The organism is Caulobacter sp. Root343 (assembly GCF_001425745.1).
In the GTDB taxonomy this organism is placed as follows: Bacteria; Pseudomonadota; Alphaproteobacteria; order Caulobacterales; family Caulobacteraceae; genus Caulobacter.
In genome coordinates this window covers 113,394-139,820 of sequence record NZ_LMDF01000001.1, presented here as the reverse complement: position 1 = coordinate 139,820, position 26,427 = coordinate 113,394, and the positions used below count along the sequence as shown (strand labels likewise).

Genomic DNA, 26,427 nt, shown 5'->3' with positions numbered 1-26,427 from the left:
GACCGGCCCTCCTAAAAGGAAAGAAGCCCCCGCGCTGTTCGCACGGGGACCGGAAGGCCGCAGGTTGTCGCCGTGGAACCGCGTCCTGTCAATCAAAGGGCCGTGAAAGACCTGTCAAATCCGGCGATTTTGTCGCGCGGGTCACAGGTGAGCCCAGCGGTCACCGGTGTCAGCTCTTCAGGCGATAGCCGGTGACGAACAGCCGCCAGCACCACAGGAACAGCCCAACGGTCAGCACGCCCATGCTGATGACCCCGATCGCGATCGAGCCGTCGGCGTGGCCGATAAAGCCGTAGCGGAAGCCGTCGATCAGATAGAAGAACGGGTTGTAGTGGCTGGCCGAACGGAACGGCTCGGGCAGCTTGTCGACCAGGTAGAAGGTGCCCGACAGGAAGGTCATGGGCATGATCAGGAAGTTGGTGACGGCGGCCAGCTGGTCGAACTTCTCGGCCCACAAGCCCGCCAGCACGCCGGCCAGGCCCAGGATCAGCGAGGCGGCGACCGCGAAATAGACGATCGCCCAGGGGTGGGCGAACGACAGGCCCGCGCCCGGCAGCACGCTGATGACGGCGGCGGTGACCGCCCCGACCACCACCCCGCGCGTCGCCGCGCCCAGGGCGAAGCCCAGCACCTGCTCGAGAGCCGACAGCGGCGGGGTCAGGAAGTCCGGCGTCAGGCCCATCATCTTGGCCTGGATCAGCGAGGACGAGGAGTTGGCGAAGGCGTTGTTCAGGATCGCCATCATGATCAGGCCGGGAGCCACGAAATGGCCGAAGGTCACCCCGCCCACGGCCGGCCGGCTGCCGCCCACGGCGACCACGAAAACCAGCATGTAGAGCAGAGTCGTGACCACCGGCGCGGCCACCGTCTGGGTGCCGACCTTCCAGAACCGGCGGATTTCGCGCTGATAGAGCGTGACGAAGCCGCTCCAGTTCCAGCCGTGATAGTCGCGCGGCTGCGGCGGAATGACGCTCTCGGCCATGTCTCTCATAGGCTCAACCCGTTGTTCTGCTTGGCCATGTGCGCCTTGGGGGGGCTTTCCGCAAGCTTGGGCTTGCCTGAATCAACATCTTGTTTCTGTGGACAGAGTCGATGGCGCCCATTGTGCGTTTTAACACATTCTTTACGATATCTAGTAGGACGACCGCCGGCGGGGCGGTTTGATCACCAAATATGGGGTGGCGAGCGTGGGGACGCTCTCCGCCTCATCGAACCGGCGGAGACGGGTTATGAGCTGGACCGACGAACGGGTCTCGACCTTGAAGAAGCTCTGGCTGGACGGCCTGTCCGCCAGCCAGATCGCCAAGCAATTGGGCGGCGTCACGCGCAACGCCGTCATCGGCAAGGTGCACCGCCTGGGCCTCTCGGGCCGCGCGGCCCCCTCGCAACCGGCGCGTCCGGCCTTCAAGGCTCCGCGTCCGGCGCGTCCGGCTGCTCAGGCCATGCCGTCAGCGCCGCGTCGCGTGGCGCCGGTCGAGACGCCGTCGGTTCCGATGGCTTCGGTCCCGCCGTCGCTGCCGGCCTTCCGGCACGAAGAGCCTGGCTCGGCCACCGTGCTGACCCTGGGCGCGCACATGTGCAAGTGGCCGATCGGCGATCCGTCGTCGGAAGGCTTCACCTTCTGCGGCCGCCGCTCGTCGGAAGGTCCCTACTGCGTCGAGCACGCCCGGGTGGCCTACCAGCCGCAGCAGACCAAGAAGAAGGGCGGCGCCACCGAGCTCGCCCGTTCGCTTCGCCGCTACATCTAAGAAGAACAACAAAGTCTCTCAGGCGGCGGATCCCGGACAGTCTCGCGACTGTCCGGGATTTTCCATTTTGGGGGGAGGCTCTAGATAAGGGCCATGACGGACCTCGCGCCGACCGATTCCAACGCTCTGCCCTATTCGGTCTCCGAGCTGGCCTTCGCCCTGAAGCGAACGCTGGAGGACCGCTACGGCTTCGTGCGGCTGCGCGGCGAGCTGTCCAAGGTCACCCATCACGGCAACGGCCACGTCTATCTGACCATCAAGGACGACAAGGCCGCGATCGACGGCGTCGTCTGGAAGGGCAGCGTCCGCGGCCTGGGCGTACGGCCCGAGCATGGGCTCGAGGTCATCGTCACCGGCAAGATCACCACCTATCCGGCCGGCTCGCGCTATCAGATCATCATCGACAGCATGGAGGCCGCCGGGGTCGGCGCGCTGCTGGCCCAGCTGGAGCGGCTGAAGGCCAAGCTGGCGGCCGAGGGCCTGTTCGCGCCGGAACGCAAGCGTCCCCTGCCCTCTATGCCGTCCGTGATCGGGGTGATCACCAGCCCGACCGGCGCGGTGATCCGCGACATCCTGCACCGCATCCGCGACCGCTGGCCCTGCCAGGTGCTGGTCTGGCCCGTCGTCGTGCAAGGCGACCAGGCCGCCGCCCAGGTCAGCGCCGCGATCCGAGGCTTCAACGCGATCATCCCAGGCGGCCCCGTGCCGCGTCCGGACATCCTGATCGTCGCCCGCGGCGGTGGTTCGGTCGAGGACCTCTGGGCCTTCAACGACGAGAGCCTGGCCCGCGCCGTGGTCGAAGGGACCATCCCGCTGATCTCGGCGGTGGGCCACGAGACCGACACCACCCTGATCGACTTCGTCTCGGATCGCCGCGCGCCGACCCCCACGGCCGCCGCCGAGATGGCGACGCCCGTGCTGGCCGAGCTGCGGGCCCTGATCTCGGATTTCGACCGCCGTCTCAACCGCTGCGGCTCGCGCACCCTGGAAGAGCGGCGCACGCGCCTGGTCAGCGCCGCGCGCGGCCTGCCCCGGCCCGCCGACCTGCTGGCCCTGGCCCAGCAGCGGTTCGACATCGCCTCGGGCCGCCTCGACGCGGCCCTGCATCGCAACACCACCGTCCACGCCCAGGACCTGCTGAAGACCACCGCGCGCCTGACGCCGGAGGTGCTGACCCGCCAGCGGGCGATCAAGGCCGAGCGGCTGGCGGACCTCTCCCGCCGCCTGAACGCCTGCGGGGTTCGCGCGCCGGAACGCGCCGCGACCCATGCGCGCCTGCCGCTGCTGTGGGCCCGCATGGACTCCGCCGCCCAGCGCCGGCTGACCCGCGCCGGCGATCAACTCGCCAACCTGGAAAAGCTGCGCCAGTCGTTCAATCCGCGCCGGCCGCTGGAGCTGGGTTTCGCCCTGGTGCGCAAGGCCGACGGAACCATCATCCGCTCGTCTGGCGCCTTGAGCCTGGGCGACCACGTGGCCCTGCAGTTCGCCGACGGCGAGCGGGAGGCGGTGATCGGCAACGAGGGCGCGCCGCCCTTAACTCCGCCTTCGGCGCCGGTCCGCCCGGCTCCGCCGCCGCGCCCCAAGCCCGTTCCGCCAAAGACCGAGCAGGGCGATCTGTTCTGAGACGCCGGTCTGGCGTAGAGTAAGCGCCATGAACGCTTTCGACCGTGATCTTGGAAAGTCCGACGGCCTGGCCGTCCTGCACTATGGCGACGGCGAGTACGCCGTGCTCAGCCCCGGCCGCTTCGTGCTGTGCGCGATCACCAACAAGCAAATTCCGCTGGAAGCCCTGCGCTACTGGAGCCCCGAGCACCAGGAAGCCTATGCCGGCCCCGCCGAGGCGTTGAACCGTTGGCAACAGGCCTGAGCCGCCGCGCGGTCCTCGCCGCGCTGCCGCTTTCCACCAGCTTGATCGGACCGGGCTTGGCGAGCGCCGCCGCGCCTGGCCTGTCGCTGTCGGGCAAATATGTCCAGGGCGGCTGGGCCATCGGCCGCACCGCTCCACGCGCCGTGGTCGACGTCGACGGCCAGGTGCTGACCACCGCCTCGGCGAACGGCTGGTTCGTGGCCGGTTTCGACCGCGACGCGCCGCCTGCCAGCACCCTGACTGTGAGCACGCCCGACGGCTCGGCCGCCCACGCGGCGACGATCGCGGCCGGCGACTTCGACATCCAGCGCATCGACGGCCTGCCGCCCGAACAGGTCACGCCGACCGATCCGATCCTGCTGGAGCGCATCACCGCCGAGAACCTCCGCAAGGCCGCCGGCTTCGCGAGTCAGGCCGACATTGAGGGTTTCCGCGACGGCTTCATCCTGCCCGTCGTGGGCGCGCGCCGTTCGGCCCGGTTCGGCGGTCAGCGGATCCTGAACGGCGAGCCCAAGCGTCCCCATTATGGGGTTGACCTGGCGACCCCCGTCGGCACGCCGGTGCGCGCGCCCGCCGCCGGCCTGGTCGCCTTCGCCGAGACCGGACTGCATTACGAGGGCGGCCTGGTGCTGGTCGATCATGGCCAAGGCCTGATCACCGCCTATCTGCATCTGTCGAAAATCCTCGTTCCGGCGGGAACTTACGTACAGCAGGGCCAGCTGATCGCCGAGACCGGCAAGGAAGGCCGCGCGACCGGCCCGCACCTGTGCTGGCGGATGAAATGGCGCGGTCGGAACCTGGATCCGTCGCTTTTGGTCGGCGCGGGCCCCTTCCGCGCCTGAATTCCTGAAATTCGCCGCTGGCGCGAGTTTCAATCATTCGTTAGCTATGCCGCCGTTATCGGAGCGAGGGGTCGCTGGGGGAAGCGGCCACGTGTTCCGGTGTTCCCGCGAGATAGTTGAGGAGGCGGCTCCCGCATGTCGGCGGCGCTGGAAAATCTGCGCTTTCTGCTGGTGGACGACAACCAGCACATTCGGTCGATCGTCTCGGCGATCCTGAAGGGCGTGGGCGTCAAGCACATCCGCGAGGCCATGGACGGGGCCGAAGGCCTGCAGATCCTGCGTGACTGGCAGACCGACATCGCCATCGTCGACTTCAAGATGAGCCCGCTGGACGGGGTGCAGTTCACCCAGTTGGTCCGCAATTCGCCCGACAGCGTCGATCCGTTCCTGCCGATCATCATGCTGACCGGCTTCGCCGAGCGTCACCGCGTGTTCGAGGCCCGCGACGCCGGCGTGACCGAGGTGGTGGTCAAGCCGGTGACGGCCCGCTCGCTGCTGGACCGGATCAACACCGTGATCTTCCACCCGCGGCCGTTCATCCGCTCACCCGACTATTTCGGCCCCTGCCGTCGCCGTCGCGTCGATCCGCACCACAAGGGGCCGTTCCGCCGCATGGGCGAGCCGGACGGGTCCGTCGACAAGCTCGAAATCTAGCGCGGCGTCTCGGCCCGCTCCCGCTCGGCCAGCGCCGCATAGACCTCGTTCGGCCAGCGACGGTGAACCCAGAACCACTCGGCCGGCCGCCCGCGGATGCGCTCTTCCAGGAAGGCGTTGATCATCCGGACACCGGCCTCGATATCGGCGGTGCGATTGCCAGTGTTGGGCGGGACGATCGGTTCGTGCACCACGGCCCGGAACCGCGCGCCCTTCAGGCGCTGCACCGACATCGGCTGCAGCACCGTGCCAAAACGGATCGCCAGGCGCGTCGGGGCCGGCGCGGTGCGCGAATCGTGGCCGAAGAACGGAGCGGCCACGCCGCTGTTGAACTTCTGGTCGTTCATCAGGGCGACCGACCGTCCCTCCATCATACCCTTCAGCAGTTCGCGCGACCCGTCGCCGCCCTTGGGCGCGAACAGGCGCACGCCGTAGCGGAACCGGCTGTCCCGGATGCGCTTGTCGACATAGGGATTGTTGGCCGCGCGATAGGTCATCTCGCAGGTCACGCCGCTGTCGACGATGGCCGCGGGCATCACCTCCCAGTTCGACAGGTGCCCTGACACGAACACGACCGGGATCCTTTTCTCGGCGATCTCGGCCAGGCGTTCCTTGTTGACGACCTCGACCCTGCCGGTCGACGGCAGGATCTTGTCCATCAGCGGGAACTCGGCGAACGAGCGGCCCAGGCCCTCCCACTGCTCGCCCAGGATCTGGGCGTGCCAGGCGGCGTCCTTGTCGGGAAAGGCGAGCTTCAGGTTGCGCACGGCGACCTTGTGCGCGCCGCTCATCGGCCCGAACGTGCGACCCAGCCAGCCGCCGAAGTCCGAGGCGCGGTCCACGCCCATCAGGCGCACGGCCCCGATAAACAGGTCGAAGCCCAAGGCTTCCAACCGCCACAACAGGTCCTGGACCCAAGGCCGACGCGTATCCGACATGACCCTTTACTAGGCTCTGCCGCACCTCTCGCGCAACGGCGCCCTCGCCCGGCACGCGACTTGCGGCTGCCGGCCCAGGCCGTTCCGTTTCGGGACGGGTCGGGAAAACTAGGGGGGGCATGGCTTCCATGGGCAACGACATCGACGTTCATCTTGGCAGACGCCTGCGTCGCCGCCGTCGTCTGCTGGGTCTGACTCAGCAGCAACTGGCCGGCACTGTTGGCGTGCGTTTCCAACAAATTCAGAAGTACGAGTGCGGCGCCAACCGCATCTCCGCCGCACGGTTGTGGCAACTGTCCGAGGCTCTCGAAGTGCCGGTGGGCTACTTCTACGACGGCCTGTCGGACGCGCGTCGCGACATGGCCGGCGAAGCGGCCGAGGGGGGAGAAATGTTCGCTCGCAAGGAGACGCTGGATCTGATCCGCGCGTACTACCTGCTGGGCGAGCGTCCGCGCCGTCGTCTGCTGGACCTGGCCAAGTCGCTGAACGGCGGCGGTCCGGAACACGCCGACGCGTAACGATCTACGGTAGCGTACCTAGGGCGGGGGCGTTAAACCCCGCCCCATGACGCTCTCCGCTGATCGGCTCGCGGCGCTCGACGCCTTCATCATCGACCTCAACCGGGCTTCCGCCGAGGTGATCTTGCCGCTTTTCCGGGCCGACCACGGCCTGGAGGACAAGGGGGCGGGCAAGAACCTGCCGCGTGACAGCCACGCGGCGTTCGACCCGGTGACCGAGGCCGACCGCGGCGCGGAAGCGGCGATCCGAAAGCTGATTTCGGAGCGCTATCCCGAACACGGCGTGATTGGCGAAGAGTACGGCGAAGACCGCCCGGACGCCGAGTTCGTCTGGGTGCTGGATCCGATCGACGGCACGCGCGCCTTCATCTCGGGCCTGCCGCTGTGGACCACCCTGATCGGCCTGCGCCATCAGGGGCGCCCGGTGCTGGGCTCCATCGGCCAGCCCTATGTCGGCGAGCTGTTCGTCGGCCATGCCGGCGGCGCGCGCCTGCTGGCGCGCGGCCAGGAAACGCCGATCAAGGTCCGCGAATGCGCGAACCTGACCGACGCCGTCATCGCCACCACCGACGCCGACGCCTGCTTCGACGGGGCCGAGCGCGGCGCCTGGCTGCAGGTGCGGGCGGCCGCCAAGCTGGCCCGCCTGGGCTGCGACGCCTATGCCTACGCCATGGTCGCCATGGGCAAGATGGACATGGTGATCGAGGCCGGCTTGAAGTCCTGGGACATCGAGGCCGCCATCCCCCTGATCGAGGGCGCCGGCGGCCTGGTCACCAACTGGCGCGGCGAGCCCGTCGGCCAAAACGGCGGTCAGATGGTCATCTCTGGCGATCGCCGTCCGCTGGACGAAGCTCTGGTCAGTCTAAGGCGTTCGGCGAAATAAGCGGCTCACGCGGCGCGACGGGATCGACCGTCTCGTCGAACGCCTGCCAGAAGACGGCGCGGCGCGGGTCGGTCTCGATCAGGATCTCGTGGTAGGCGCCGGGAACCTCGACATAGCGCCCCTGCGGGATGCGCGCCGCGATCAGTTTCTGGTCGGGATTGAGCACCCGGTTGTCGAGCTCGGCGGCGCAGATCGTCACCGGAATCTTGATCGCCTCGACGCCCCGGCTGCGGCGCAGCCAGGCGCAAGCCGAGATGGCGAAATCGGCCCAGCCCCAGGTCATGCCCCCCAGGGCGATGCGAGGATCGGCGCGCAGCTGCGCCTGGTAGCGGTCGTAGCGCGCCTCGTCGTGGGTCAGGGCGTCGCCGGCGAAGGTCTGGGCCAGCGGGTCGTACTGGCCGCCCTGGACGTATTCGCCGGTGAAGCCGACGCGGGACAGGGTCCAGGCCAGCGACGTCGCCAGCCAGGGCGGGATGCCGCCGCTGTTCAGTCCCAACATCGGCGCGGACAGCACGGCGGCCGAGAACCGCGTCTCGCCATGGGCCAAGGCCAGCATGACCAGGCAGCCGCCCATCGAGTGGGCCATGGCGATCCACGGCTTGGGCATCCGCGCCTCGAACGTGTCGAGCAGCGCCCTGTAGTCGGACAGGAAAGTCTTGAAGCCCCGGGCGTGCCCCCTCAGCCGGTCGGGAAGGTCGCGGGCCGACAGCCCCTGCCCTCGCCAGTCGTGGACCAGCACCGCGAAGCCACGCGCCAGCAGGTCCTCGATGACTTCGAAATACTTCTCGATCGGCTCGGTGCGTCCGGGGCTGAGCACCACCGAACCGCGCGCGGGCCCCGGCGGGAAAAAGGTCGCGGCGCGGAGGGTCGCCCCATCCGCGCCGCGAAACCATTCGGCCCCAGTGGAATTTGGGCCGTAGTCGGGAACCGGAGCCTCGGGAGTCGAGACCAGAAACGCCGGCTCTTCCGTCATCTTCGGCTTAGCGCATCTTGGCGAACAGCGCGCCCATCTTGGGCTGCAGCGCCATCGCCGCGCCCATGTCCGACAGCTTCAGCTTGCCGGTCATCACGGCCATGGTCGGATCCAGCGCGCCGGCGCCGATGGCCAGCAGGTCGTCCAGGCTGAGCGTCATGGTCAGGTCGGCCGGCTTGTCTTCGTTGGTCACCGAACCGCCGTCGATGTGGATGATGCCGGCGTCCTTCAGGTCGAACTTGAGGCTCTTGCCGAGGCCGCTGTCGTCGCCCACGGCGCCCTTGATGCGATCGGTGATTTCTTGAAGCGTGGCCATGAGCGCGATCTCCCTCTGCGCGATATGTGTTGCGGATAGCTAGACCGGGCCGTCCGGTTAAGTAAACACCGTTCAGACGACCCGAGGACCTATTTCTTTCCCTGATAGAAGGCGACCCTAGTCGGGGTTTTTGTCAACTTTACCCGTACGGCGCCCTGATGATCGGCGGGACGGAAATACGGCATTTCCTTCGCCAAGGGCAGCGGCGCGGTGCGGCCGTCGGCGAAGACCACCACTCCGCTCTCCGCCTTCAGGAAGGCGATCCCGGACATCTTCGGAACCATGAAGCTGGCTACGCCGGCCGCCTTGCCGACGACGGCGTTGCCCTCGTCGACGGTGGCCGTCAGGTCACGGACGTCGTACTCGGTGGCCGGCTTCAGCTGGGTCTGGATATCCAACACCGTGCCCATCTTCCAGTCGGCCGGGACGTCGAACACCAGGTCGGGGTCGCCCTGCAGCTGAGCGAGGCTCGGCAGGCGCTCGAAAAACCCGTTGGCATTGACCGGCAGCGGCGTACGCACGCCGTTCTTCTCGACCAGGGTCACCTTCAGGTTCGGGATGGGCTTGTCGTCATGCCGGATCGCATAGGCCACCCGCACGCGCGTGCGCTCGCCCGGCGGGATCTTCAGGTACTTGTCCAGATAAGACAGCACCTTGTTCGCGGGCGCGGTCTTCTCGGCGAGAGCAGGCGTAGCGGCGGCCGCCAGGACGGCGGCGAGGATCAGCGCTCTCCTCATTTCGGCTTCACGAACTTGAGGGTCATGCGGTCGCTCTCTCCGATGGCGTCGTACTTGGCGTGGTCGAAGCCCGGCTCGGCCGGCTCGCCGCGCGGCGACGACAGGCGGGTGGGCGGCAGGGTCCAGACGCCGAACGGGTGGTCCTTGGTGTCCTTGGGATTGGCGTTGATTTCGCTGGTCCCGGCCAGCACGAAACCGGCTTCCTTGGCCATCTGGATCACGTAGTCCTGCTGGACGTAGCCGTCGGCGGCCAGGATGTCCTGCACCCGGCCCGGCTCGCCCCGATGCTCCTCGACGCCGAGGATACCGCCGGGCTTCAGGGCCGCCAGGGCGTCCTTGAAGGCCTTCTCGGCGATGCCGCCGGCCATCCAGTTGTGCAGGTTGCGCAGGAATAGCACGAGGTCGGCCGTTCCCGCCGGCGCCACCGGACCGCTGGTCGGACCGAAGGCGGTGAAGGTCACCTCGCCATAGACCTTCTTCTTCTCGGTCAGCTTGCGGCGATAGCCCTCGACGATCTCGGCGGCGGCCGGGTCGGACGGGTCGTTGGTCTGCAGCACGGCCTCGTAGAGCTTGCCGTGAGTGTCGGCCAGGAACGGCGCCAGAATATCGGTGTACCAGCCCGCCCCGGGCCAGAACTCGACCACGGTCTGGCCGGGCTTCAGCTCCCAGAACTTCAGGCTCTCGACCGGGTGGCGCCAGAGGTCTCGGGCGCGGTCGGCGGGCAGGCGCCAGTCGCCGGCCACCGCGGCCTCGATCGTGTCGGGTCCCGCCTTAGCCGCCGCCTTGGTCTCGGTCTTGGCCGGGTCGTTCTTCTTACCGCACGCGGCGAGCCCCAGCGCGCCCACGCTCGCCAGAACGCCTCGCCGCGACCATTGCTGTATTGGATCCATCGTTCCCCCGTAGCGCCCGCCAAATTCGCAGCCGACCTTGGCCAAAGTCAGGCCCCCCAATCAAATGGGTCAAAATCAAGCGGGCTTGCGGAAGCGCAGGGTCATGCGGTCGCTCTCGCCGATGGCCTCGTACTTGGTGCGGTCGAAGTTCGGATCGGCCGGCTGCCCCGCCGGGGCCGTGCGCCGGGTGGGCGGCAGGGTCCAGACGCCGAACGGGTGGTCCTTGGTGTCCTTGGGATTGGCGTTGATCTCGGACTGGGCGTCCAGCTTGAAGCCAGCCTTCTCGGCGATGGCGATCACCGTGGCGGTGTTCAGATAGCCATCGGCGCCGGCAGCCTTCTCGGAGCGCGGATCGGCGCGATGGTCCTCGACCGCCAGCACGCCGCCCGGCTTCAGCACGGCGAAGAAGTCGGCGAACACCTTGTCGGCCATGCCCGGCGCCTGGGTCCAGTTGTGGACGTTGCGGCAGGTGATGACGAGGTCGGCCGAACCGGGCGCGCCCAGCGGGCCGGACTGAGCCCCGAAATTGACGAACTGCGGCTTGCCGTACTTGGCGGGGTCGGCGAAGCGCGCCTCGAAGTCGGCGCGCCCCTTTTTGGCGCCTTCGGAGATCTTAGGGTTCGAGAGGTCGGTGACGCCGGCGACATAGGTCCCGCCGGTGGCCTTGGCGTAGGGCGCCAGGATCTCGGTCCAGTAGCCCGTGCCCGGCGAGATCTCGATCACCGTCTGCTTGGGCTTCAGCCCCCAGAACGCCAGGCTCTCGTAAGGATGGCGCGCGCCGTCGCGGGCGACGTCTCCGGCCGGTCGGGTCGGCGACGCGATCGCGGCCTTCAGCGCCGCGTCCGTCGCGGCGAAGGCGGCGGGCGCGGAAAGGGTCAGGGCGGCGGCGAGCAGCAGAACGTGACGACGAAGCGGCATGGGGACGTGTCCTTCGACGAGTTTGGCGACGGGAATGGAGGCGCGACCTTAACCGGGGCCGCCAGGGCGTCAAACGATTCACGTTCGACGAGTTGTGGCCCCTTGAACCGGAAAATCGGCTCACCAACTATTTCAACGAAGGCGCTGGGTACCCGGGCCTTCCGGACCAAGGGCGACGCCGATTTCGGGTCGCCAAAGGGACGAACCCAACAAGACCTTGCTTGATGAGAAGGATCTAAATCTATGCGTACGATCGACCTTTCGCCCCTGTACCGCTCGCTCGTCGGTTTCGACCGCCTCGCCGCCCAGCTGGACGCCGCGGCCCGTAACGAAGCGGCCTCGGGCTATCCCCCCTACAATATCGAACGCACCGGCGAGAACGACTACCGCATCGAGATCGCGGTGGCCGGTTTCAAGCCCGAAGAACTGAACGTCGAGGTGAAGGAAAACCTGCTGACCGTCACCGGCCGCAAGGCGGCCAACGACGACGCCAAGCAGTACCTGCACCGCGGGCTCGCCGAGCGTAACTTCGAGCGCAAGTTCCAGCTGACCGACTACCTGGTGGTGGTCGACGCCGATCTCTCGAACGGCCTGCTGTCGATCGCGCTGAAGCGTGAACTGCCGGAAGCCCTGAAGCCCCGCACGGTGGAGATCAAGGCGGCGGCCCCGTCGACCCTGATCGAAGGCGAAAAGGCCGCCTAAGCGACGGCCTCTTCGTAGTCTCCCCTAATCCCCTCTGAACTTGGGCGGCGCAGCGATGCGCCGCCTTTTTCGTGTTCAGCCCGGGGCCGAGAGATCCAGGCCCTGGACCTGGTTCAGGTCCACGTCGCGGAAGCTGGCCTTGACCACGCGCGCGCCGGTGAAGTCCGAGCCGCGCAGGTCCGCGCCGTCCAGCACCGCCTCGCTGAGGTCCGCCGTCTGGACCATCGCATAGCGCATCCGGGCCGACTGCAGGTTGGTCTGGGTCCGCCGTTCCGGACCCAGCGGCAGCGGCGACAGGAACGCCTGGCGCAGGTCGGCCTTGGTCAGGTTCGCGCCGGCCAGCTTGGCCCCGCGCAGATCGGCGCCGCGCAGGTTGGCCGCGCGTAGGTCGGCGTTCTGCAGGTTGGCGCCTTGCAGCTGGGCGCCGGAGAGATCGATGCCGACCATGCAGGCGCCCTTGGCGCTCATCGCGGTCAGGCGCAGGCCCTTCAGCCGGTCACCCAGCGGACGCAGGTCCTCGCCGTCGAGGCGGGCCGCCTGGCCTTCCTTGCCGCCGGTCTGGCACCAGCGCTGGTTGTCGAGGCAGCGCTTGTAGAGTTCCTCGGCCTTGGACAGCGCCTCACGCGTCGAGGTCTTGACGGCGCCGACCATGCTCGCGCCGCTGACGCGGGCCGTGGACGTGTCGACGCCGGCCATCACCGCGCCCGACAGGTTGGCGCCCTCCAGATTGCAGCCCTTGACGTCGGCCCCGTCGAGGATCGCTCCGGAGAGGTTGGCTTCCTTGAGATTGGCGCCCGACAGCTTGGCGCCGCGTAGCGAGCAGTCGCTGAAGTCGGCCTTGAACGCCGAGACGCCGGTGAATTGCGAACCGTCCAGCGTCGCGCCCGAGAAGTTGACCTCGTCGACCTCGCCCTGGCGGGTCTCGTGGCGCAGGGTTTCGAGACCCTTGCGAGGATGGGGAATGGAGATCTGGCCTTCGCGGAAGTCGGCCTGCGTCAGGTCGGCCTGGGCCAGGTTGGCGCCGCGCAGGCAAGCGCCGCGCAGGTCGGCCCGGACGAGGGAGGCCTGGCGCATGTCGGTCTTGCGCAGGTCGCAGCCGAACAGGCTGGCGCGATCCAGCTTGGTGCGCACCATGCGACAGCCGTCGAGGATCGAGGCGGACAGGTCCGCGTCGGTCAGGTTTCGGAACGACAGATCAAGGCCCGACAGCTGCATGAAGCGTAGGGAGGCCCGCTTGCCGCCCTGCTTGCCGGTAACGAATTTCTCGTGCGCCGTTACGATCATGTCGAGCTCGGCTTGGCTCAGGCGACGACGCCCGGCCACGCTTTGCGCGGCGTCCATAACGCTTTCCCCGTTTGGTCTCTTTTATAGGTTACGCGGACTGTAGCGGCGATGGACGAGCGAACCGTTAAGCTGGCGCCTGTCCGTCGCGAAATATTTCTCAGATGACATCATCCAGGCCGCGCGCCGCGAGGCGGACCGCGCCGGTCAGGTCGACGTCTTTCAATTGCGCGCCGGTGAAGTTGGCGCGCGAGACGTCCGCCCCGGCCATCCGCGCCTGGCGGAGGTCGGCGCGGGCCAGGTCGGCGTTGGCCAGGATAGCGCCCGTCAAGTCGACGGGCAGCACGCGGTCGGCGGCAATCAGCAAGGGTCCAAGCTGGGCGTCGCGCAGGTCCGAGCCCGAGAGCTTGGCCCCCTTCAGCCGCGCGCCGCGCAGGTCGGCCCGGCGCAGGTTGCAGGCCCGCAGGTCGGCGCCGTCGAGCTGGGCGCCCTGCATCTGCACGCCTTCCATGTCGAGGCCGTAGAACACCGCGCCCTTGGCCGAGAGGGCCGTCAGGTTGAAACCCCGGATCGAGCGCAGATTGCGCAAGTCGGCCTTGTCGAACACCGAGGGCTTGCCCTCGCCGCCGCCCGTCTCGCACCACCTCGCATGGTCGGCGATCATCTGCTCGTAGGGCATGTCGGAGACGTTGGTGCCCGACGCCTTGTCGGTCAGGGCGCCGTCCAGATTGGTGTCGCTGATGTTCCACGACATGGTCTTGGCGCCGACCAGGACCGTGTTGCGCAGGTCGGCCCCGGCGAGGTTCGCGCCCGACAGGTCGGCGCCGGCCAGGTTGGCGCCGTTGAAATTGGCCTGCTTGAGGTTGGCGCGGACCAGCTTGGCGTCCTTCAGGATCGCGTCGCTGAAGTCGGCCTTGGTGGCCACGATGCCCGACAGTCGCGAGCGTTCGAGATTGGCGCCGCTGAGGTTCGTGCCGGCGGCGTAGGCCTCGCGCTGGATCTGCTCGATGACGCGGTAGCCTTCCTTGCGGTCGGCGGCCGCGATCGTGCCTTCGCGCAGGTCGGCCTCGAACATGTCGGCGCCGGTCAGGTTGGCGCCGCGCAGGCTGGAGCCGCGCAAGTCGGCCCGGCGCAAAGAAGCGTCCGTCAGGTCCGCTCCCTGCATGTCGGCGCCGTAGCAGTTGGCATTGTCCATCTTGGTCTTGCGCAGGTCGCAGCCGACCATCATCGCGCCGGTGAAGTCGGCGTCGCAGAGATTGCGGCCCGTCATCGACAGGCCAGACAGATCGCAGAATGCGAAAACCGCCCGCGCCCCGCCCATCCGGGCGGACCACAGGCGGTCGTGCTTGGCGCAGATGACGTCCACGTCATACTGCGTCAGGCGCTTGTATTCCTGTGTCGACGGCGCGGCGGCGCTCATGGTTCGCATGGAATCCTAGAGTGAGGATTCACCATGCGCAGAGCATAATTAACGCCGTGTTTCCAACAGCTTCTGGTGAAGCTTGCCGGAGGCCTCAACCGACCGACGGCAGGGCCTCGGCGCGGCTTTCGTCCAGGTAGCGGGCGCTAGTCGGCCTCAACTGGGAGTCCAGCTCGATGACCAGCGGATTGCCTGTCGGGATCTCGACACCCACGATTTTGTCGTCCGGCACGTTGAACAGGTGCTTGACGATCGCGCGCAGCGAATTGCCGTGGGCGGCGATCAGCAGGGTCTCGCCGGCCTTCAGGTGCGGCGCGATGTCGCTCTCCCAATACGGCAGCACGCGGACCAAGGTGGTCGCCAGGCTCTCGGTCGACGGCAGGTTCGCGCCCTTGTAGCGGCGGTCCTTGCTGAAGTCGTACTCGCCGCCCGGGGCCAGTTCCGGCGGCGGCACGTCGTAGGAGCGACGCCAGATCGTCACCTGGGCCTCGCCGTGCTTCTCGGCGGTCTCGGCCTTGTTCAGGCCGGTCAGGCCGCCGTAGTGGCGCTCGTTCAGGCGCCAGTCCTTGGTCACCGGCACGAAGCTCTGCTTGGCGGCGTCCAGGGCCAGGTTGCCGGTGCGGATGGCGCGGGTCTGGACCGAGGTGAAGGCGTGGTCGATCTGGATGCCGGCGTCCTTGATCAGCTCGCCGCCCTTCCTGGCCTGGGCTTCGCCCTCGGCGGTCAGGTCGACGTCGACCCAGCCCGTGAAGCGGTTTTCCAGGTTCCACTGGCTCTGGCCGTGGCGAAGCAGGACGAGGGTCGGCATCGGGCTACCTTCGAGTGTCGGGAATGTCAGCGCGGGCTAAGGCCAGGCGGCCCCAGCGTCAAGCGCCGAACCGCCTATCGCCGGCGCAGCCCCCTTTCGTTTCCCCTCCCCCGCGCCGCCGCCCGTGCTATAGGCGGGCCATGCCTGATCGCATCTTCATGCCCTTGATGGGCCTGGTCGCCGCGGCGCTGATCGCCTTCTCCCTCGTCTGGCCGCAAGGCGAAGGCGACCGGTCGTGGGGACCGTTCGGCCATACGCCGGTGCAGCAGACGCCCGAGATGAAGGCCAGGATCCAGCGCGAGAAGGACGCCGCGGCCCGCCGCGACGCCGCCGCCAAGAAGGCCGTCGAGGCCGTCGGGCAAATGCCGCAATGAGCGCTTTCGACGCCGTCGACGTCGGTCGCCGCGTGCTGAGCATCCAGGCCGACGCCCTGCGGACGATGGCTGAGTCGCTGGGCGAGCCCTTCACCCGCGCCGTCGAGACCCTGTTCGACGCCAAGGGCCGCGTCGTCTGCACCGGCATCGGCAAGTCGGGCCACGTGGCCCGCAAGATCGCCGCCACCCTGGCCTCGACCGGCGCCCAGGCGATGTTCGTCCACCCGGCCGAGGCCTCGCACGGCGACCTCGGCATGATCGGTTCGGACGACGTGATCCTGGCCCTGTCGAAGTCTGGCGAGGCGCGCGAGCTGTCCGACGTCATCGCCTACGCCAAGCGGTTCTCGATCCCGCTGATCGCCATGACCGCGTTCGCCGATAGCCAGCTGGGCCGCGGCGGCGACATCGTGTTGCTGTTGCCCGACGCGCCCGAGGGCACGGCCGAGGTCAATGCGCCGACCACCTCCACCACCCTGCAGATGGCCCTGGGCGACGCCATCGCGGTGGCCCTGCTGGAGCGGCGCGGCTTCACGGCCAGCGATTTCCGCGTCTTCCATCCGGGCGGCAAGCTCGGCGCCATGCTGCGCACGGTCGGCGACCTGATGCATGGCGAGGACGAGCTGCCGCTGATCGACGCCGAGGCCGCCATGCCCGACGCCCTGCTGGTGATGAGCGAGAAACGTTTCGGCGCGGTCGGCGTTGTCGACGGCTCAGGCCGGCTCACCGGCCTGATCACCGACGGGGACCTGCGCCGGCACATGGACGGACTTCTTCAGCACACGGCCGGCGAGGTCATGACCCGCGCGCCGCTGACCATCGCGCCCGGCGCCCTGGCGGCCGAAGCGCTGAAGATCATGAACGAGCGCCGGATCACCGTCCTGTTCGTGGTCGAGGCCGAACGCCCGGTCGGCGTCCTGCATGTCCACGATCTACTCCGGGCCGGCGTGATCTAGGTCACATCCGGATTTACCGAACCTTGTCATGTGATCGCGCTAGCCGTCCGACCAAGAGGCGGCTAAAGCGACCTCCTCGAAACTGAAGCGAGCCCTAGATGTTCTCCGCACCCCGCGCCGATCTGGTTCCGAATACCGCCGCCTACGAAAACGAGCCGCTGGTCAAGGCGACCGGCTTCCGCGAGTACGACGCGCGCTGGCTGTTCGGCCCCGAGATCAACCTGCTGGGCATCCAGGCCCTGGGCCTGGGTCTGGGCACCTACATCCACGAGCTGGGCCAGTCGAAGATCGTGGTCGGCCACGACTTCCGCTCGTACTCGACCTCGATCAAGAACGCCCTGATCCTGGGTCTGCTGAGCGCCGGCTGCGAGGTCCACGACATCGGCCTGGCCCTGTCGCCCACCGCCTATTTCGCCCAGTTCGACCTCGACATCCCCTGCGTGGCCATGGTCACCGCCAGCCACAACGAGAACGGTTGGACCGGCGTGAAGATGGGCGCCCAGCGCCCGCTGACCTTCGGTCCGGACGAGATGGGCCGCCTGAAGGAGATCGTCCTGGGCGCCAAGTTCGTCGAGCGCGAGGGCGGCAAGCTGATCCGCGTGAAGGGCGAGGCCCAGCGCTATATCGACGACGTCGCCAAGCGCGCCAGCCTCAAGCGTCCGCTGAAGGTGGTCGCCGCCTGCGGCAACGGCACGGCCGGCGCTTTCGTGGTCGAGGCCCTGACCAAGATGGGCGTCGCCGACCTGGTGCCGATGGACACCGACCTCGACTTCAACTTCCCGAAGTACAATCCGAACCCGGAAGACGCCGAGATGCTGCACGAGATGGCCAACGCCGTCCGTGAGCACAAGGCCGACCTGGCCTTCGGTTTCGACGGCGACGGCGACCGCTGCGGCGTCGTGGACGACGAGGGCGAGGAGATCTTCGCCGACAAGATCGGCCTGATGCTGGCCCGCGACCTGGCCCCGCTGCACCCCGGCGCGACCTTCGTGGTCGACGTCAAGTCGACCGGCCTCTACGCCACCGACCCGATCCTGGCCCAGTACGGCTGCAAGGTCGTCTACTGGAAAACCGGCCACAGCTACATCAAGCGCAAGAGCGCCGAGCTGAACGCCCTGGCCGGCTTCGAGAAGAGCGGCCACTTCTTCATGAACGGCGAGCTGGGCTACGGCTACGACTGCGGCCTGACCGCCGCCGCCGCCGTGCTGGCCATGCTGGACCGCAACCCGGACAAGAAGCTCAGCGATCTGCGCAAGGCCCTGCCGGTGGCCTTCACCTCGCTGACCATGAGCCCCCACTGCGACGACGAGAAGAAGTACGGCGTCGTCGCCGAGGTGGTGAAGGAATACGAAGACCTGTTCGCCGCCGGCGGCTCGATCCTGGGCCGCAAGATCATCGAGGTGATCACGGTCAACGGCGTGCGCGTCCACCTGGAAGACGGTTCGTGGGTCCTGGTCCGCGCCTCGTCGAACAAGCCCGAAGTCGTGGTCGTGGTCGAGAGCACCCGGTCGGAAGACGACATGCGCGCCCTGTTCCGCGAGGAAGTGAAGCCGCGCCTGGGCGCCCGCGTCGGCAAGTACAACCAGGAAATCTGAGCCGGCTACAGCCGATTTGGACGAAAGGCCGGGGCGCGATCCCCGGCCTTTTTCGTTTCAGACATCGCGGCGCGGGGCGACGGCTCGCAACGGCGCAGCTGGCCACTATATCCTTCTCAAGGACGTGACCGGCGTGATGACCGGTGCAGGGATGGAACGCTAGGCGATGGTCATGACCCCTCCCAACGCGGCGCGGCAAAGAAGCGCTCATCCCCCGGTCGGCGCGCTGCTGCGCGAATGGCGGGCGGCGCGGCGGCTGAGCCAATTGGACCTGTCGCTGGAAACCGGCGTCTCGACCCGCCACCTGAGCTGCATCGAGACGGGCAAGGCCCAGCCCAGCCGCGACACCCTTTTCCGCCTCGCCGACGCCCTGGCCATGCCGCTGCGCGAGCGTAACACGCTGCTGCTGGCCGCCGGCTATGCGCCGCAGTATTCGGAGAACACCCTGGTCACCCCCGCCCTGGAGCGGATGCGCGAGGCGATCGAGCTGATCATCGCCCACCAGGAGCCCTATCCCGCCTTCGTCATCAATCGCCACTTCGACGTGCTGATGGCCAACGCGGCCGCCCAGCGGATCAACGCCCTGCTGATGCGCGGCAAGCAGAGCCCGCACAGCAACCTGCTGCGCCAGGTGTTCGACCCCGACGACTTCCGCGCGGTGATCGTCAACTGGCCCGAGGTCGCCCAGAAGTTCCTGCGCCACCTGCACGCCGACATCGCCGCCGCCCCCTCGGACAAGACCGCCCAGGCCTTGCTGGACGAGGTGCTGGCCTATCCCGACGTGCCGGCCCGCTGGCGGTTCCGCGACGTGGAGACCGAGCCCGCGCCGGTGCTGAACCTCATCTTCCGCAGCGATCTGGGGAACCTGAGGTTCTTCGAGACCATCACCACCTTCGCCGCGCCGCGCGACGTGACCCTGGACGAGCTGCGGATCGAGTGCGCCTTCCCCGCCGACGCCCACACCGCCGAGGTCTGCGCCCGGCTGGCGCGGGAGGCGGCGGCGGGCTAAAGCGCCGGGATGATCAGGCTTCGCCCCTCCCGCCCCGAAGACGGCGACCGCGCCCTCGAGATCTGGCGCGCCGCCGTCGACGCCACCCATGATTTCCTCTCGGCCGAAGATCGCGTGGTGATCGGCGAGGAGGTGCGAGCCTTCCTGCCGACCGCGCCGCTGATGCTGGCGGTCGACGGCCGCGACCGCCCGCTGGGCTTCATGCTGATAATCGACGGCCACATGGAGGCGCTGTTCATCGATCCCGAGCATCGCGGCGCGGGTGTCGGGCGACTGTTCATCGACTATGCGCTGGCCGTGCACCCGACCCTGAGTACGGACGTCAACGAACAGAACGATCAGGCCGTGGGCTTCTACGAGCACATGGGTTTCGAGCGCATCGGCTGGTCGGCCACCGACGGCCGAGGCCGGCCCTACCCGCTGATCCATCTGCGCTTTGGCGTCTGAGGCGGTTTTCGGTTTAGCTGGCGGTGTTCCATCGCCCGAGTCGCCTCATGCGCCGCCTGCTCACCGCCCTCGCCCTGATCTTGGCCCCTGGCCTGGCGTCCGCCGCCCAGCCGGTCTTGCTCAAGCCCGCCCGGGTCTGGACGGCCGAGAACGCCGGCCCGCCGCACGAGGGCTGGGCCGTGCGGGTCAAGGACGGCAAGATCGCCGCCGTCGGCCCGGCCGCCCAGGTCGACGCGACGGGCGCCGAAGTCATCGATCTACCGGGCGCCACGGTGATCCCGGGCCTGATGGACCTGCACAGCCACCTCTTCCTGCATCCGTACAACGAGACGCTGTGGGACGATCAGGTGCTGAAGGAGACGCCGACCTATCGCACCTTGCGGGCGGCGGTGCAGGCCAAGGCGACCTTGGAGGCGGGCTTCACCACGCTACGCGATCTGGGCACAGAGGGGGTCGGCGCCGCCGACGCGCCGCTGAAGAAGGCGATCAATGACGGCCTGATTCCGGGTCCGCGCCTGTTCGTGGCGACCAGGGCGATCGTGGCCACCGGGGCTTATGGCCCTGCCCGTCGGAACTACAATCCCGAGGCCGACCTGCCCCAGGGCGCCCAGGAAACCAGCGGCGTCCCCGAGGTCATCAAGGCCGTGCGCGAGCAGGCCGGGGCCGGGGCCGACTGGATCAAGGTCTATGCCGACTACCGGGTCGGCCCCGACGGCTCGACCCAGCCGACCTTCAGCCTCGAGGAGTTGAAGGCCCTGGTCGAGGCGGCCCATTCCGGCGGCCGGCCGGTCTCGGCCCACGCCTCCAGCGACGAGGGTATGCGCCGGGCCGTGCTGGCCGGGGTCGACACCATCGAGCACGGCTATGGCGGCAGCGACGCCACCTTCAAGCTGATGGCCGAGAAGGGCGTGGTGTTCTTCCCGACCCTGACGGCGGTCGAGAGCACCTCGGCCTATTTCGGCGGCTATGTCGCCGGCAAGACGCCGCCGACCGCGGCCATGATCAACGCCGATCGGGCCTTCAAGCTGGCCGTGAAGAACGGCGTCACCATCGGCATGGGCAGCGACGTCGGCGTGTTCCGGCACGGCGACAACGCCCGCGAGCTGGTCTGGCTGGTCAAGGAGGGCATGAGCCCCGCCCAGGCCCTGCTGGCCGCCACCGCCGTCGACGCCAAGGTTCTGGGCCGGGCGGGCGACCTGGGCCAGCTGAAGCCCGGCTATCTCGCCGACATCGTCGCGGTGACGGGCGATCCGACCCGGGCGATCGAGGCGACCCGCGACGTGGTCTTCGTGATGAAGGGCGGCCAGGTCGTTCGGCGGCCTTGACGCGAAGCTTCGGGACAAGGCGTTCTGGGCCCATGCGTCTTGCCCTGCCCCTGCTGTTGCTCGCCGCCGCCGCTCCGGCCCTGGCCCAGACCGATCCAGGGACGATGCAGCGGCATGACACCTTCCGCGACGCCGCCACCGCGCCGCTGGAGGACCTGAACCTCAAGCAGACCTCGATCCCACCCGTGCTGCAACGGGCCGTCGCCGATCCCTACGACATGACCGGCCTGACCCGCTGCGAGCCGATCGCCGCCGAGATCGGCCGACTGGACGCGGCTTTGGGTCCCGACCTGGACGAGGCCCCGCCGCCCGACACCCGCTCGCGCGGCAAGAAGGTCGCCGACGCGACCTACGACGTCGGCGTGGCCGGGGTGCGCGACACGACCCGGGACGTGCTGCCGTTCCGGGGCTGGATCCGCAAGCTGACCGGCGCGGCCCGGCACGACAAGGCGGTGCGCAAGGCCGTCGAGGCGGGGGCCGTGCGGCGCGGCTATCTGAAGGGCGTCGGCATGCGGATGAACTGCGCCCCGCCGGCCGCGCCCAGCTGGTTCGTCCCCGTCGAGATCAAGCCGCCCCCGCCGCCCAAGCAGGCGAGCCTGTTCGAGAACTTCCTGGCCTGGTGGGACGGAGTCTTGGCCTGGTTCAAGAGTCTGGTCGGCTGAGCTCAGGCGGGCTTCAGCATCGCCCGCACTTCGCCGACCAGCTTGGGACCGTCGAACGGCTTCATCACATAGCCCTTGGCGCCCAGCTGCATGGCCTGGACGATGCGGTCCAGCCGCCCGTCGCCGGTCAGCATCAGCACGGGAATGTCGGCCGCCTCCGACTCCTTCAGCGCCTTCAAGGCGTCGAGGCCGCTCTGGCCGGGGATGCGGACGTCCAGCAGGATCGCGTCGGGACGGCGCAGCGGGATGGCGGCGATCAGCCGGTCCGCGCCGGGAAACCCCACCACCTCGAGGCCGTCGCGCTCCAGGAAGGTAGCGACCAGTTCCAGCGTCGGCGCGTCGTCATCGGCCACATAGATCAGGGGAACGCGCTTGGACATCGATTGCAAAAGGCCTTGAACCACTCGGCGGCGAACAGTGTTCGAGGGGGTATGAAGCCTAAGATGGTTAAGGCGTCAAACGCCGGACCCGGTTTCAGGCCGTCGGCGACACCGTTTCGGGGTGAGCGATCGCCATCGCCATCGCTTCGATCAATCCGAGGGCGGAAAGCGGCTTGGCCACATGGCCGGCGAACAGCGGGTCGTCCGGCAGGGCCGAGGCGTCGGCCGAGAACACCAGGATCGGCTGCCGACGATTCGGTCCCTGCCCTTCACGGATGCGGGTCGCGGCGGTGCGGCCATCGACCCGCGGCATGCGCAGGTCCATCAGGATGACGTCGAACGCCTGGGTCTCGGCCTCGACGATCCCCTCGTCGCCGTCGGACGCCTCGGTCAGCGCCACGCCGAACGGACCGAGGATGGCGCGGACCAGGTGGCGGTTGGCGGCATTGTCGTCGACCACCAGCACGCGACAGCCCGCCGGCAGGCCGATCCGCGCCCGGGGCGCGGCGTCCTCGGCGGCGGCTTCGGCCATGCGGGCCGGGATCTCGAACCAGAAGCGCGAGCCCGCGCCCGGCGCGCTCTCGACCCCGATCTGCCCGCCCATGGCGTCGACCAGACCCTTGCAGATGGCCAGGCCCAGGCCGGTGCCGCCCGACTTGCGGGTCGAGGCGCCATCGACCTGCGAGAAGCGCTGGAACAGCTGGCCCGCCTGTTCGGCGGCGATGCCCGGGCCGGTGTCGGAGACCTCGAACGACAGCCGCTGGGCCGCGAACCGGGTGGTGACGATCACCGTCCCGCTTTCGGTGAACTTCACCGCGTTGCCGATCAGGTTCAGCAGGATCTGGCGCAGACGATCCGGATCGGCCTCGACCAGCGGCGGCAGCTCGGCCAGGCCCGAGACGCGCAGCGCCACGCCCTTGTCTCGCGCCTGGGCGGCGAACAGTTCGGCCGTCTCACGGGTCAGGTCGGCGGCCGACATCGGCTGGGGCTTGATGTCGACCTGCCCCGCCTCGAGCTTGGAGAAGTCGAGGATATCGTTGACGGTCGCCCGCAGCGCCTTGCCGGCGTTGGCCACCCGCTGGACGTAGCCGCGGGTCTCGTCGCTGAGCTCGGGCTGATCCTCGACCAGCTGGGTGAAGCCCAGCACGGCGGTCAGCGGGGTGCGCAGCTCGTGGCTCATATTGGCCAGGAACTCGGACTTCACGTGGGCGGCCTCCTCGGCCTGGACCTTCAGACGGCGGCGCTGGGCGCTGGTCGAGGCCAGGGGCAGGGCCGAGAAGATCGCCACCACCAGGAAGAGCTGCAGGAACAGGGCGCGCTCGGTCAGGTCGCCGCTGACCAGGCCGATAGGGCCGGAATCGAGCGCCGTGAACACCACCGCCACCGCCCCGACCATGACCACGCCGATGGCAGCCCCCAGCACTTCCAGCTCCAGGGCCACGAAGGCCAGCACCGGCGGAATCAGGAACAGCAGCGGATAGCGGTTCTGGCCGAACACCAGCAGGGCGGCGGCGTCCAGCGCGGCCAGGGCCAGCCAGCCGCGCCGCGTCAGAGGCCGCTCGGCCAGCAGGTCGCCGGCTTGGCTGAGGGCTAGCAGGCACGGAACCAGCGCCATCAGGCCCAGGGCGTTCGAGAGGATCCAGCTCATCGCCCGCATCGGCAGACCGCCCCAGCCGAGCGCGGCGAAAGTGGCCGTGGAGATGACGCTCGAGAGAACCGGCCCGCACACGCCGAATAGCGCGAGCAAGCCCAGGTCGCGCGGTCGGCCGATGACGATCTCGCGCCCCACCGTCCGGCGCAGGGCCCAGGCGCAGAACAGGTATTCTGTAACGTTGGCGACCATCAGGCCCGCAGCCAGGCCCAGCCTGGACTTCAGATAGAGGCTGGCCAGAAAGGTGCCCGCCGCCGCGCCCGCGACCAGCAGCGGCCAGCGCCGCGCCTCGGTGCGCAGCAGCACCGTCAGCACCAGGGCGTTGGCCAGCCAGATCGGCGCGTTGTGGCCGAACCGTCGCGGCAGCTCGATGCAGACATAGGCCAGGGCGAAGACGGCCAGACCCAGTCCGAGCGCGGCGGCCAGCGCGCCGAGGCGGCTTGGACCGGGCCGGCCAGGACCGGGCCGGTCTACGCCAGATCGGGAATCGGAGCGGTCGTCCATCGTCGTCCACAGTGCCAATCGTACCCAGCTTAGCAATTAAAGACGGGATCGGCTGTGCTCTTGATCACCTCGAGAGAAGTCCGGGGCCGGACGCGCCAAGCCGCTTGGGTCCGCGCCCCGCGACGGCTAAGCAGGCCGTGCCGTTCCAAGGAGTCGCCATGCGCCTGCCCGCCCTCGTCCTGGCCTGCCTGTTCCTCGCCGTCTCGCCGGCCCTCGCGCTGGCCCAGCGGCTGGACGAGACGCCCCGCGTCGCCGTCATCTCGGCCTTTCCGCCCGAGATCGGCGCCCTGAACGCGGCGACGAGCGAGCAGAAGACCTTCGACGTCCACGGCGTGGCGTTCACGACGGGTCGGCTGGAGGGCAAGCCGGTGGTGGTGTTCCTGAGCGGCGTCTCGATGGTCAACGCGGCCATGACCACCCAGATGGCGCTGGACCGCTTCAACATCACCCGCATCGTCTTCTCCGGCATCGCCGGGGGGGTCGACGAGAGCCTCGACATCGGCGACGTCGTGGTCGCCGACCAGTGGGCCCAGAACCTGGAAAGCGCCTTCGCTCGCGAGACCGACAAGGGCTTCGACGTCGCGCCCAGCATCCGCACCACGCCGCTGGCCAATTTCGGCATGATCTATCCGCGGGGGATCCACATGCCCGGCGACACGCTCGGGACGCCCGCCCGGGTCTGGTTCCCGACCGATCCGGCCCTGCTCGACACCGCCCGCAAGGTCGCCGCCAAGGTCGCCCTGCAACGCTGCGCGGCCGACAAGTGCCTGGTTCACCCGCCCAAGGTGGTCGTGGGCGGCAACGGCGTCTCGGCCCCGGTGTTCCTCGACAACGCCGCTTACCGCAAATATCTGCGCGCCACGTTCGAGGCCCGCGTCGTCGATATGGAAAGCGCCGCCGTCGCCCACGTGGCCCTGGTCAACAAGACCCCGTTCGTCGCCTTCCGCAGCCTGTCGGACCTGGCCGGCGGCGGCGCGGGCGCCAACGAGATGCACACCTTCATGGCCCTGGCCTCGGACAATTCGGCGACGGTGGTGAAGGCGTTCGTCAAGGCGCTGCCCTGATCCTCTCTGCGTCTGACTTGCCCCCTCCGCGCTGCCGCGCTCCTCCCCCGGAGGGGGAAGAAGGGGCACACCTTCCACCCCTTTCGGGGGCGGACGACCACGCGATGCGTGGTCAGGTGGGGGCCCTGCGGCGTCGGCGGATTTGGGGAGAGGAATTCGGGCTCGTCACCGGTACCCCAACAACGCCCGCAGCCCCGGCGCGTGGAAGTCCACCACCCGCTTGTGGGTGTCGGACAGCACCTTGGGCACCTCGGCGGTGACCTTCAGGTTCTCGCTGGCCGTGCGGCTCTCGCGGCGGTCGGCGCCGGCCTCGACGCGGTCGCGCCAGTCGACGGGCAGGTCGAGGCCGCAGTCGGCCAGCAGCTGGCCGAAGAAGGCCTCGGCGCGGCGGGAGCCCAGATCGTTCAGGGCCTCGACGATGTCCTCGTAGCGGACGAGCACCGCGTTGGAGCCCAGCCAGGCCACGGCGTTCATGCTGAAGATGTCCTTCAGGTCCGGCACGCGGCCGTGCGCGCCCAGGATCATCATCATGATGACGTCCTCGATCGTCGCGCCGCCGTTCTTGATATGCTCCAGCCCGCCCTGGAACTCATCCGACAGGTAGAACCGCGCCCGGGCCAGCACCCAGTCATAGGGATCGCGGACCAAGACGAGGTGGCGCACGTCGCGCAAGGCCACGGCCGACTCGTCCGAGAACAGCATGTGGCCCCAGCTGATCATCGGCTTGTCGGCCAGGAACGCGTCGCGGCTGCGCGACAGCAGGGCGTGCTGGATGTATTCGCGCCGCCAATGCTGCTCGGGGTCGACGAACATCCGCAGGATGTTGCGGATCAGGTGCGTGCCGGCCTTGGGCACGCTGTTCAGGAAAACCGGCTGGGACAGGCGCGCGCGGTCGAAACGCTCGCCGATCGCGTCGAGATTGTCGGGCTTGCCGCGGATGATGGCGTTCACGCGAGGGCCTTGAAAAG

The 26,427-nt window shown here is 68.6% G+C and carries 29 protein-coding genes; 16 read left to right on the top strand and 13 right to left on the bottom strand.

Features of this window, described 5'->3' with window-relative positions:
• Positions 1–169: 169 nt before the first annotated feature.
• Complete coding sequence (locus ASC70_RS00695) at positions 170–991, bottom strand: ABC transporter permease (RefSeq protein WP_056045411.1); 822 nt, start codon at positions 989–991, stop codon at positions 170–172.
• Between the two features lie 238 nt (positions 992–1,229).
• On the opposite strand from ASC70_RS00695, the gene ASC70_RS00690 reads away from it, so the two are divergent.
• From ASC70_RS00690 to ASC70_RS00670, 5 genes are all read left to right on the top strand, one after another.
• A complete protein-coding gene (locus ASC70_RS00690) occupies positions 1,230–1,748 on the top strand; it encodes a GcrA family cell cycle regulator (RefSeq protein WP_056045407.1) in 519 nt (172 codons plus the stop codon).
• A 93-nt stretch (positions 1,749–1,841) separates the two neighbouring features.
• Entirely contained in the window at positions 1,842–3,371 is a 1,530-nt protein-coding gene (gene xseA, locus ASC70_RS00685) for an exodeoxyribonuclease VII large subunit (RefSeq protein ID WP_056045405.1), read from the top strand.
• A 28-nt stretch (positions 3,372–3,399) separates the two neighbouring features.
• Positions 3,400–3,615 (top strand): DUF2093 domain-containing protein, encoded by a 216-nt coding sequence (locus ASC70_RS00680; RefSeq protein ID WP_047412588.1) that lies wholly within the window; start codon positions 3,400–3,402, stop codon positions 3,613–3,615.
• Complete coding sequence (locus ASC70_RS00675; protein WP_056045402.1) at positions 3,600–4,457, top strand: M23 family metallopeptidase; 858 nt, start codon at positions 3,600–3,602, stop codon at positions 4,455–4,457. Before ASC70_RS00680 ends, ASC70_RS00675 begins: the two co-directional genes overlap by 16 nt.
• A gap of 135 nt (positions 4,458–4,592) precedes the next feature.
• On the top strand, positions 4,593–5,111 hold the full coding sequence (locus ASC70_RS00670; protein WP_047412582.1) for a response regulator: 519 nt from the start codon (positions 4,593–4,595) through the stop codon (positions 5,109–5,111).
• On the opposite strand, the gene ASC70_RS00665 is transcribed toward ASC70_RS00670, so the two are convergent.
• Entirely contained in the window at positions 5,108–6,049 is a 942-nt protein-coding gene (locus ASC70_RS00665; protein ID WP_056045397.1) for a lysophospholipid acyltransferase family protein, read from the bottom strand. The genes ASC70_RS00670 and ASC70_RS00665 overlap by 4 nt on opposite strands.
• A gap of 119 nt (positions 6,050–6,168) precedes the next feature.
• On the opposite strand from ASC70_RS00665, the gene ASC70_RS00660 reads away from it, so the two are divergent.
• Positions 6,169–6,567: a helix-turn-helix domain-containing protein gene (locus ASC70_RS00660; RefSeq protein ID WP_047412577.1), complete on the top strand. Its 399-nt coding sequence runs from the start codon at positions 6,169–6,171 to the stop codon at positions 6,565–6,567.
• A gap of 46 nt (positions 6,568–6,613) precedes the next feature.
• Positions 6,614–7,450, top strand: a complete 837-nt coding sequence (hisN, locus tag ASC70_RS00655) for a histidinol-phosphatase (RefSeq protein ID WP_056045395.1) — start codon at positions 6,614–6,616, stop codon at positions 7,448–7,450.
• Here the strand turns inward: hisN and ASC70_RS00650 are convergent.
• From ASC70_RS00650 to ASC70_RS00630, 5 genes are all read right to left on the bottom strand, one after another.
• Positions 7,425–8,423, bottom strand: a complete 999-nt coding sequence (locus ASC70_RS00650; protein ID WP_056045392.1) for an alpha/beta fold hydrolase — start codon at positions 8,421–8,423, stop codon at positions 7,425–7,427. The genes hisN and ASC70_RS00650 overlap by 26 nt on opposite strands.
• Positions 8,424–8,430: 7 nt before the next feature.
• Positions 8,431–8,739 (bottom strand): SCP2 sterol-binding domain-containing protein, encoded by a 309-nt coding sequence (locus ASC70_RS00645; protein ID WP_056045390.1) that lies wholly within the window; start codon positions 8,737–8,739, stop codon positions 8,431–8,433.
• Between the two features lie 89 nt (positions 8,740–8,828).
• Entirely contained in the window at positions 8,829–9,476 is a 648-nt protein-coding gene (locus ASC70_RS00640) for a hypothetical protein (protein ID WP_056045386.1), read from the bottom strand.
• Positions 9,473–10,366 (bottom strand): class I SAM-dependent methyltransferase, encoded by an 894-nt coding sequence (locus ASC70_RS00635; protein ID WP_056045384.1) that lies wholly within the window; start codon positions 10,364–10,366, stop codon positions 9,473–9,475. The genes ASC70_RS00640 and ASC70_RS00635 overlap by 4 nt, the downstream gene beginning before the upstream one ends.
• Before the next feature lie 75 nt (positions 10,367–10,441).
• Positions 10,442–11,284: a class I SAM-dependent methyltransferase gene (locus tag ASC70_RS00630; RefSeq protein WP_056045382.1), complete on the bottom strand. Its 843-nt coding sequence runs from the start codon at positions 11,282–11,284 to the stop codon at positions 10,442–10,444.
• A gap of 243 nt (positions 11,285–11,527) precedes the next feature.
• On the opposite strand from ASC70_RS00630, the gene ASC70_RS00625 reads away from it, so the two are divergent.
• Positions 11,528–11,986, top strand: coding sequence for an Hsp20 family protein (locus ASC70_RS00625; RefSeq protein WP_047412560.1), 459 nt, complete (start codon positions 11,528–11,530; stop codon positions 11,984–11,986).
• 75 nt (positions 11,987–12,061) lie between these two features.
• Here the strand turns inward: ASC70_RS00625 and ASC70_RS00620 are convergent, their stop codons facing one another.
• From ASC70_RS00620 to gpmA, 3 genes are all read right to left on the bottom strand, one after another.
• A complete protein-coding gene (locus ASC70_RS00620; protein ID WP_047412555.1) occupies positions 12,062–13,327 on the bottom strand; it encodes a pentapeptide repeat-containing protein in 1,266 nt (421 codons plus the stop codon).
• Positions 13,328–13,427: 100 nt separating this feature from the next.
• Positions 13,428–14,687 (bottom strand): pentapeptide repeat-containing protein, encoded by a 1,260-nt coding sequence (locus tag ASC70_RS00615; protein ID WP_056045379.1) that lies wholly within the window; start codon positions 14,685–14,687, stop codon positions 13,428–13,430.
• Between the two features lie 94 nt (positions 14,688–14,781).
• The gene (gpmA, locus tag ASC70_RS00610; protein ID WP_056045378.1) at positions 14,782–15,495 is read right to left on the bottom strand and encodes a 2,3-diphosphoglycerate-dependent phosphoglycerate mutase; all 714 of its coding nucleotides are present in this window, start codon (positions 15,493–15,495) and stop codon (positions 14,782–14,784) included.
• A gap of 158 nt (positions 15,496–15,653) precedes the next feature.
• On the opposite strand from gpmA, the gene ASC70_RS00605 reads away from it, so the two are divergent.
• From ASC70_RS00605 to ASC70_RS00575, 7 genes are all read left to right on the top strand, one after another.
• Entirely contained in the window at positions 15,654–15,869 is a 216-nt protein-coding gene (locus ASC70_RS00605) for a hypothetical protein (protein WP_082009423.1), read from the top strand.
• Positions 15,866–16,822, top strand: coding sequence for an SIS domain-containing protein (locus ASC70_RS00600; protein ID WP_056045375.1), 957 nt, complete (start codon positions 15,866–15,868; stop codon positions 16,820–16,822). The genes ASC70_RS00605 and ASC70_RS00600 overlap by 4 nt, the downstream gene beginning before the upstream one ends.
• A gap of 98 nt (positions 16,823–16,920) precedes the next feature.
• The gene (locus ASC70_RS00595; RefSeq protein WP_056045373.1) at positions 16,921–18,417 is read left to right on the top strand and encodes a phosphomannomutase/phosphoglucomutase; all 1,497 of its coding nucleotides are present in this window, start codon (positions 16,921–16,923) and stop codon (positions 18,415–18,417) included.
• Positions 18,418–18,589: 172 nt separating this feature from the next.
• Entirely contained in the window at positions 18,590–19,426 is an 837-nt protein-coding gene (locus ASC70_RS00590) for a helix-turn-helix domain-containing protein (protein WP_056046167.1), read from the top strand.
• Positions 19,427–19,435: 9 nt separating this feature from the next.
• A complete protein-coding gene (locus tag ASC70_RS00585; protein ID WP_056045370.1) occupies positions 19,436–19,873 on the top strand; it encodes an acetyltransferase in 438 nt (145 codons plus the stop codon).
• Between the two features lie 47 nt (positions 19,874–19,920).
• Entirely contained in the window at positions 19,921–21,198 is a 1,278-nt protein-coding gene (locus tag ASC70_RS00580; protein ID WP_056045368.1) for an amidohydrolase family protein, read from the top strand.
• Positions 21,199–21,230: 32 nt separating this feature from the next.
• Entirely contained in the window at positions 21,231–21,860 is a 630-nt protein-coding gene (locus ASC70_RS00575; protein WP_056045365.1) for a hypothetical protein, read from the top strand.
• Positions 21,861–21,862: 2 nt separating this feature from the next.
• On the opposite strand, the gene ASC70_RS00570 is transcribed toward ASC70_RS00575, so the two are convergent.
• Both ASC70_RS00570 and ASC70_RS00565 read right to left on the bottom strand, forming a co-directional pair.
• On the bottom strand, positions 21,863–22,240 hold the full coding sequence (locus ASC70_RS00570) for a response regulator (RefSeq protein ID WP_052196955.1): 378 nt from the start codon (positions 22,238–22,240) through the stop codon (positions 21,863–21,865).
• A gap of 94 nt (positions 22,241–22,334) precedes the next feature.
• Positions 22,335–24,395 carry an ATP-binding protein gene (locus ASC70_RS00565; RefSeq protein WP_056045361.1) on the bottom strand — a complete coding sequence of 687 codons (2,061 nt, stop codon included), beginning with the start codon at positions 24,393–24,395 and terminating at the stop codon, positions 22,335–22,337.
• A 158-nt stretch (positions 24,396–24,553) separates the two neighbouring features.
• Here ASC70_RS00565 and ASC70_RS00560 point away from each other — a divergent pair, with 158 nt between their 5' ends.
• Entirely contained in the window at positions 24,554–25,459 is a 906-nt protein-coding gene (locus tag ASC70_RS00560; protein ID WP_056045359.1) for a 5'-methylthioadenosine/S-adenosylhomocysteine nucleosidase, read from the top strand.
• A 165-nt stretch (positions 25,460–25,624) separates the two neighbouring features.
• On the opposite strand, the gene ASC70_RS00555 is transcribed toward ASC70_RS00560, so the two are convergent.
• Positions 25,625–26,410 (bottom strand): hypothetical protein, encoded by a 786-nt coding sequence (locus tag ASC70_RS00555; protein WP_056045357.1) that lies wholly within the window; start codon positions 26,408–26,410, stop codon positions 25,625–25,627.
• Between the last annotated feature and the right edge of the window lie 17 nt (positions 26,411–26,427).

What these genes read in the sequence shown, in the direction of transcription:
- ASC70_RS00695 (WP_056045411.1), bottom strand. Translation starts at nt 991, where the DNA reads ATGAGAGACATGGCCGAGAGCGTCATTCCGCCGCAGCCGCGCGACTAT.
- ASC70_RS00690 (WP_056045407.1), top strand. Translation starts at nt 1,230, where the DNA reads ATGAGCTGGACCGACGAACGGGTCTCGACCTTGAAGAAGCTCTGGCTG.
- xseA (WP_056045405.1), top strand. Translation starts at nt 1,842, where the DNA reads ATGACGGACCTCGCGCCGACCGATTCCAACGCTCTGCCCTATTCGGTC.
- ASC70_RS00680 (WP_047412588.1), top strand. Translation starts at nt 3,400, where the DNA reads ATGAACGCTTTCGACCGTGATCTTGGAAAGTCCGACGGCCTGGCCGTC.
- ASC70_RS00670 (WP_047412582.1), top strand. Translation starts at nt 4,593, where the DNA reads ATGTCGGCGGCGCTGGAAAATCTGCGCTTTCTGCTGGTGGACGACAAC.
- ASC70_RS00665 (WP_056045397.1), bottom strand. Translation starts at nt 6,049, where the DNA reads ATGTCGGATACGCGTCGGCCTTGGGTCCAGGACCTGTTGTGGCGGTTG.
- ASC70_RS00660 (WP_047412577.1), top strand. Translation starts at nt 6,169, where the DNA reads ATGGCTTCCATGGGCAACGACATCGACGTTCATCTTGGCAGACGCCTG.
- hisN (WP_056045395.1), top strand. Translation starts at nt 6,614, where the DNA reads ATGACGCTCTCCGCTGATCGGCTCGCGGCGCTCGACGCCTTCATCATC.
- ASC70_RS00650 (WP_056045392.1), bottom strand. Translation starts at nt 8,423, where the DNA reads ATGACGGAAGAGCCGGCGTTTCTGGTCTCGACTCCCGAGGCTCCGGTT.
- ASC70_RS00645 (WP_056045390.1), bottom strand. Translation starts at nt 8,739, where the DNA reads ATGGCCACGCTTCAAGAAATCACCGATCGCATCAAGGGCGCCGTGGGC.
- ASC70_RS00640 (WP_056045386.1), bottom strand. Translation starts at nt 9,476, where the DNA reads ATGAGGAGAGCGCTGATCCTCGCCGCCGTCCTGGCGGCCGCCGCTACG.
- ASC70_RS00635 (WP_056045384.1), bottom strand. Translation starts at nt 10,366, where the DNA reads ATGGATCCAATACAGCAATGGTCGCGGCGAGGCGTTCTGGCGAGCGTG.
- ASC70_RS00630 (WP_056045382.1), bottom strand. Translation starts at nt 11,284, where the DNA reads ATGCCGCTTCGTCGTCACGTTCTGCTGCTCGCCGCCGCCCTGACCCTT.
- ASC70_RS00625 (WP_047412560.1), top strand. Translation starts at nt 11,528, where the DNA reads ATGCGTACGATCGACCTTTCGCCCCTGTACCGCTCGCTCGTCGGTTTC.
- ASC70_RS00620 (WP_047412555.1), bottom strand. Translation starts at nt 13,327, where the DNA reads ATGGACGCCGCGCAAAGCGTGGCCGGGCGTCGTCGCCTGAGCCAAGCC.
- ASC70_RS00615 (WP_056045379.1), bottom strand. Translation starts at nt 14,687, where the DNA reads ATGAGCGCCGCCGCGCCGTCGACACAGGAATACAAGCGCCTGACGCAG.
- gpmA (WP_056045378.1), bottom strand. Translation starts at nt 15,495, where the DNA reads ATGCCGACCCTCGTCCTGCTTCGCCACGGCCAGAGCCAGTGGAACCTG.
- ASC70_RS00605 (WP_082009423.1), top strand. Translation starts at nt 15,654, where the DNA reads ATGCCCTTGATGGGCCTGGTCGCCGCGGCGCTGATCGCCTTCTCCCTC.
- ASC70_RS00600 (WP_056045375.1), top strand. Translation starts at nt 15,866, where the DNA reads ATGAGCGCTTTCGACGCCGTCGACGTCGGTCGCCGCGTGCTGAGCATC.
- ASC70_RS00595 (WP_056045373.1), top strand. Translation starts at nt 16,921, where the DNA reads ATGTTCTCCGCACCCCGCGCCGATCTGGTTCCGAATACCGCCGCCTAC.
- ASC70_RS00590 (WP_056046167.1), top strand. Translation starts at nt 18,590, where the DNA reads ATGACCCCTCCCAACGCGGCGCGGCAAAGAAGCGCTCATCCCCCGGTC.
- ASC70_RS00585 (WP_056045370.1), top strand. Translation starts at nt 19,436, where the DNA reads ATGATCAGGCTTCGCCCCTCCCGCCCCGAAGACGGCGACCGCGCCCTC.
- ASC70_RS00580 (WP_056045368.1), top strand. Translation starts at nt 19,921, where the DNA reads ATGCGCCGCCTGCTCACCGCCCTCGCCCTGATCTTGGCCCCTGGCCTG.
- ASC70_RS00575 (WP_056045365.1), top strand. Translation starts at nt 21,231, where the DNA reads ATGCGTCTTGCCCTGCCCCTGCTGTTGCTCGCCGCCGCCGCTCCGGCC.
- ASC70_RS00570 (WP_052196955.1), bottom strand. Translation starts at nt 22,240, where the DNA reads ATGTCCAAGCGCGTTCCCCTGATCTATGTGGCCGATGACGACGCGCCG.
- ASC70_RS00565 (WP_056045361.1), bottom strand. Translation starts at nt 24,395, where the DNA reads ATGGACGACCGCTCCGATTCCCGATCTGGCGTAGACCGGCCCGGTCCT.
- ASC70_RS00560 (WP_056045359.1), top strand. Translation starts at nt 24,554, where the DNA reads ATGCGCCTGCCCGCCCTCGTCCTGGCCTGCCTGTTCCTCGCCGTCTCG.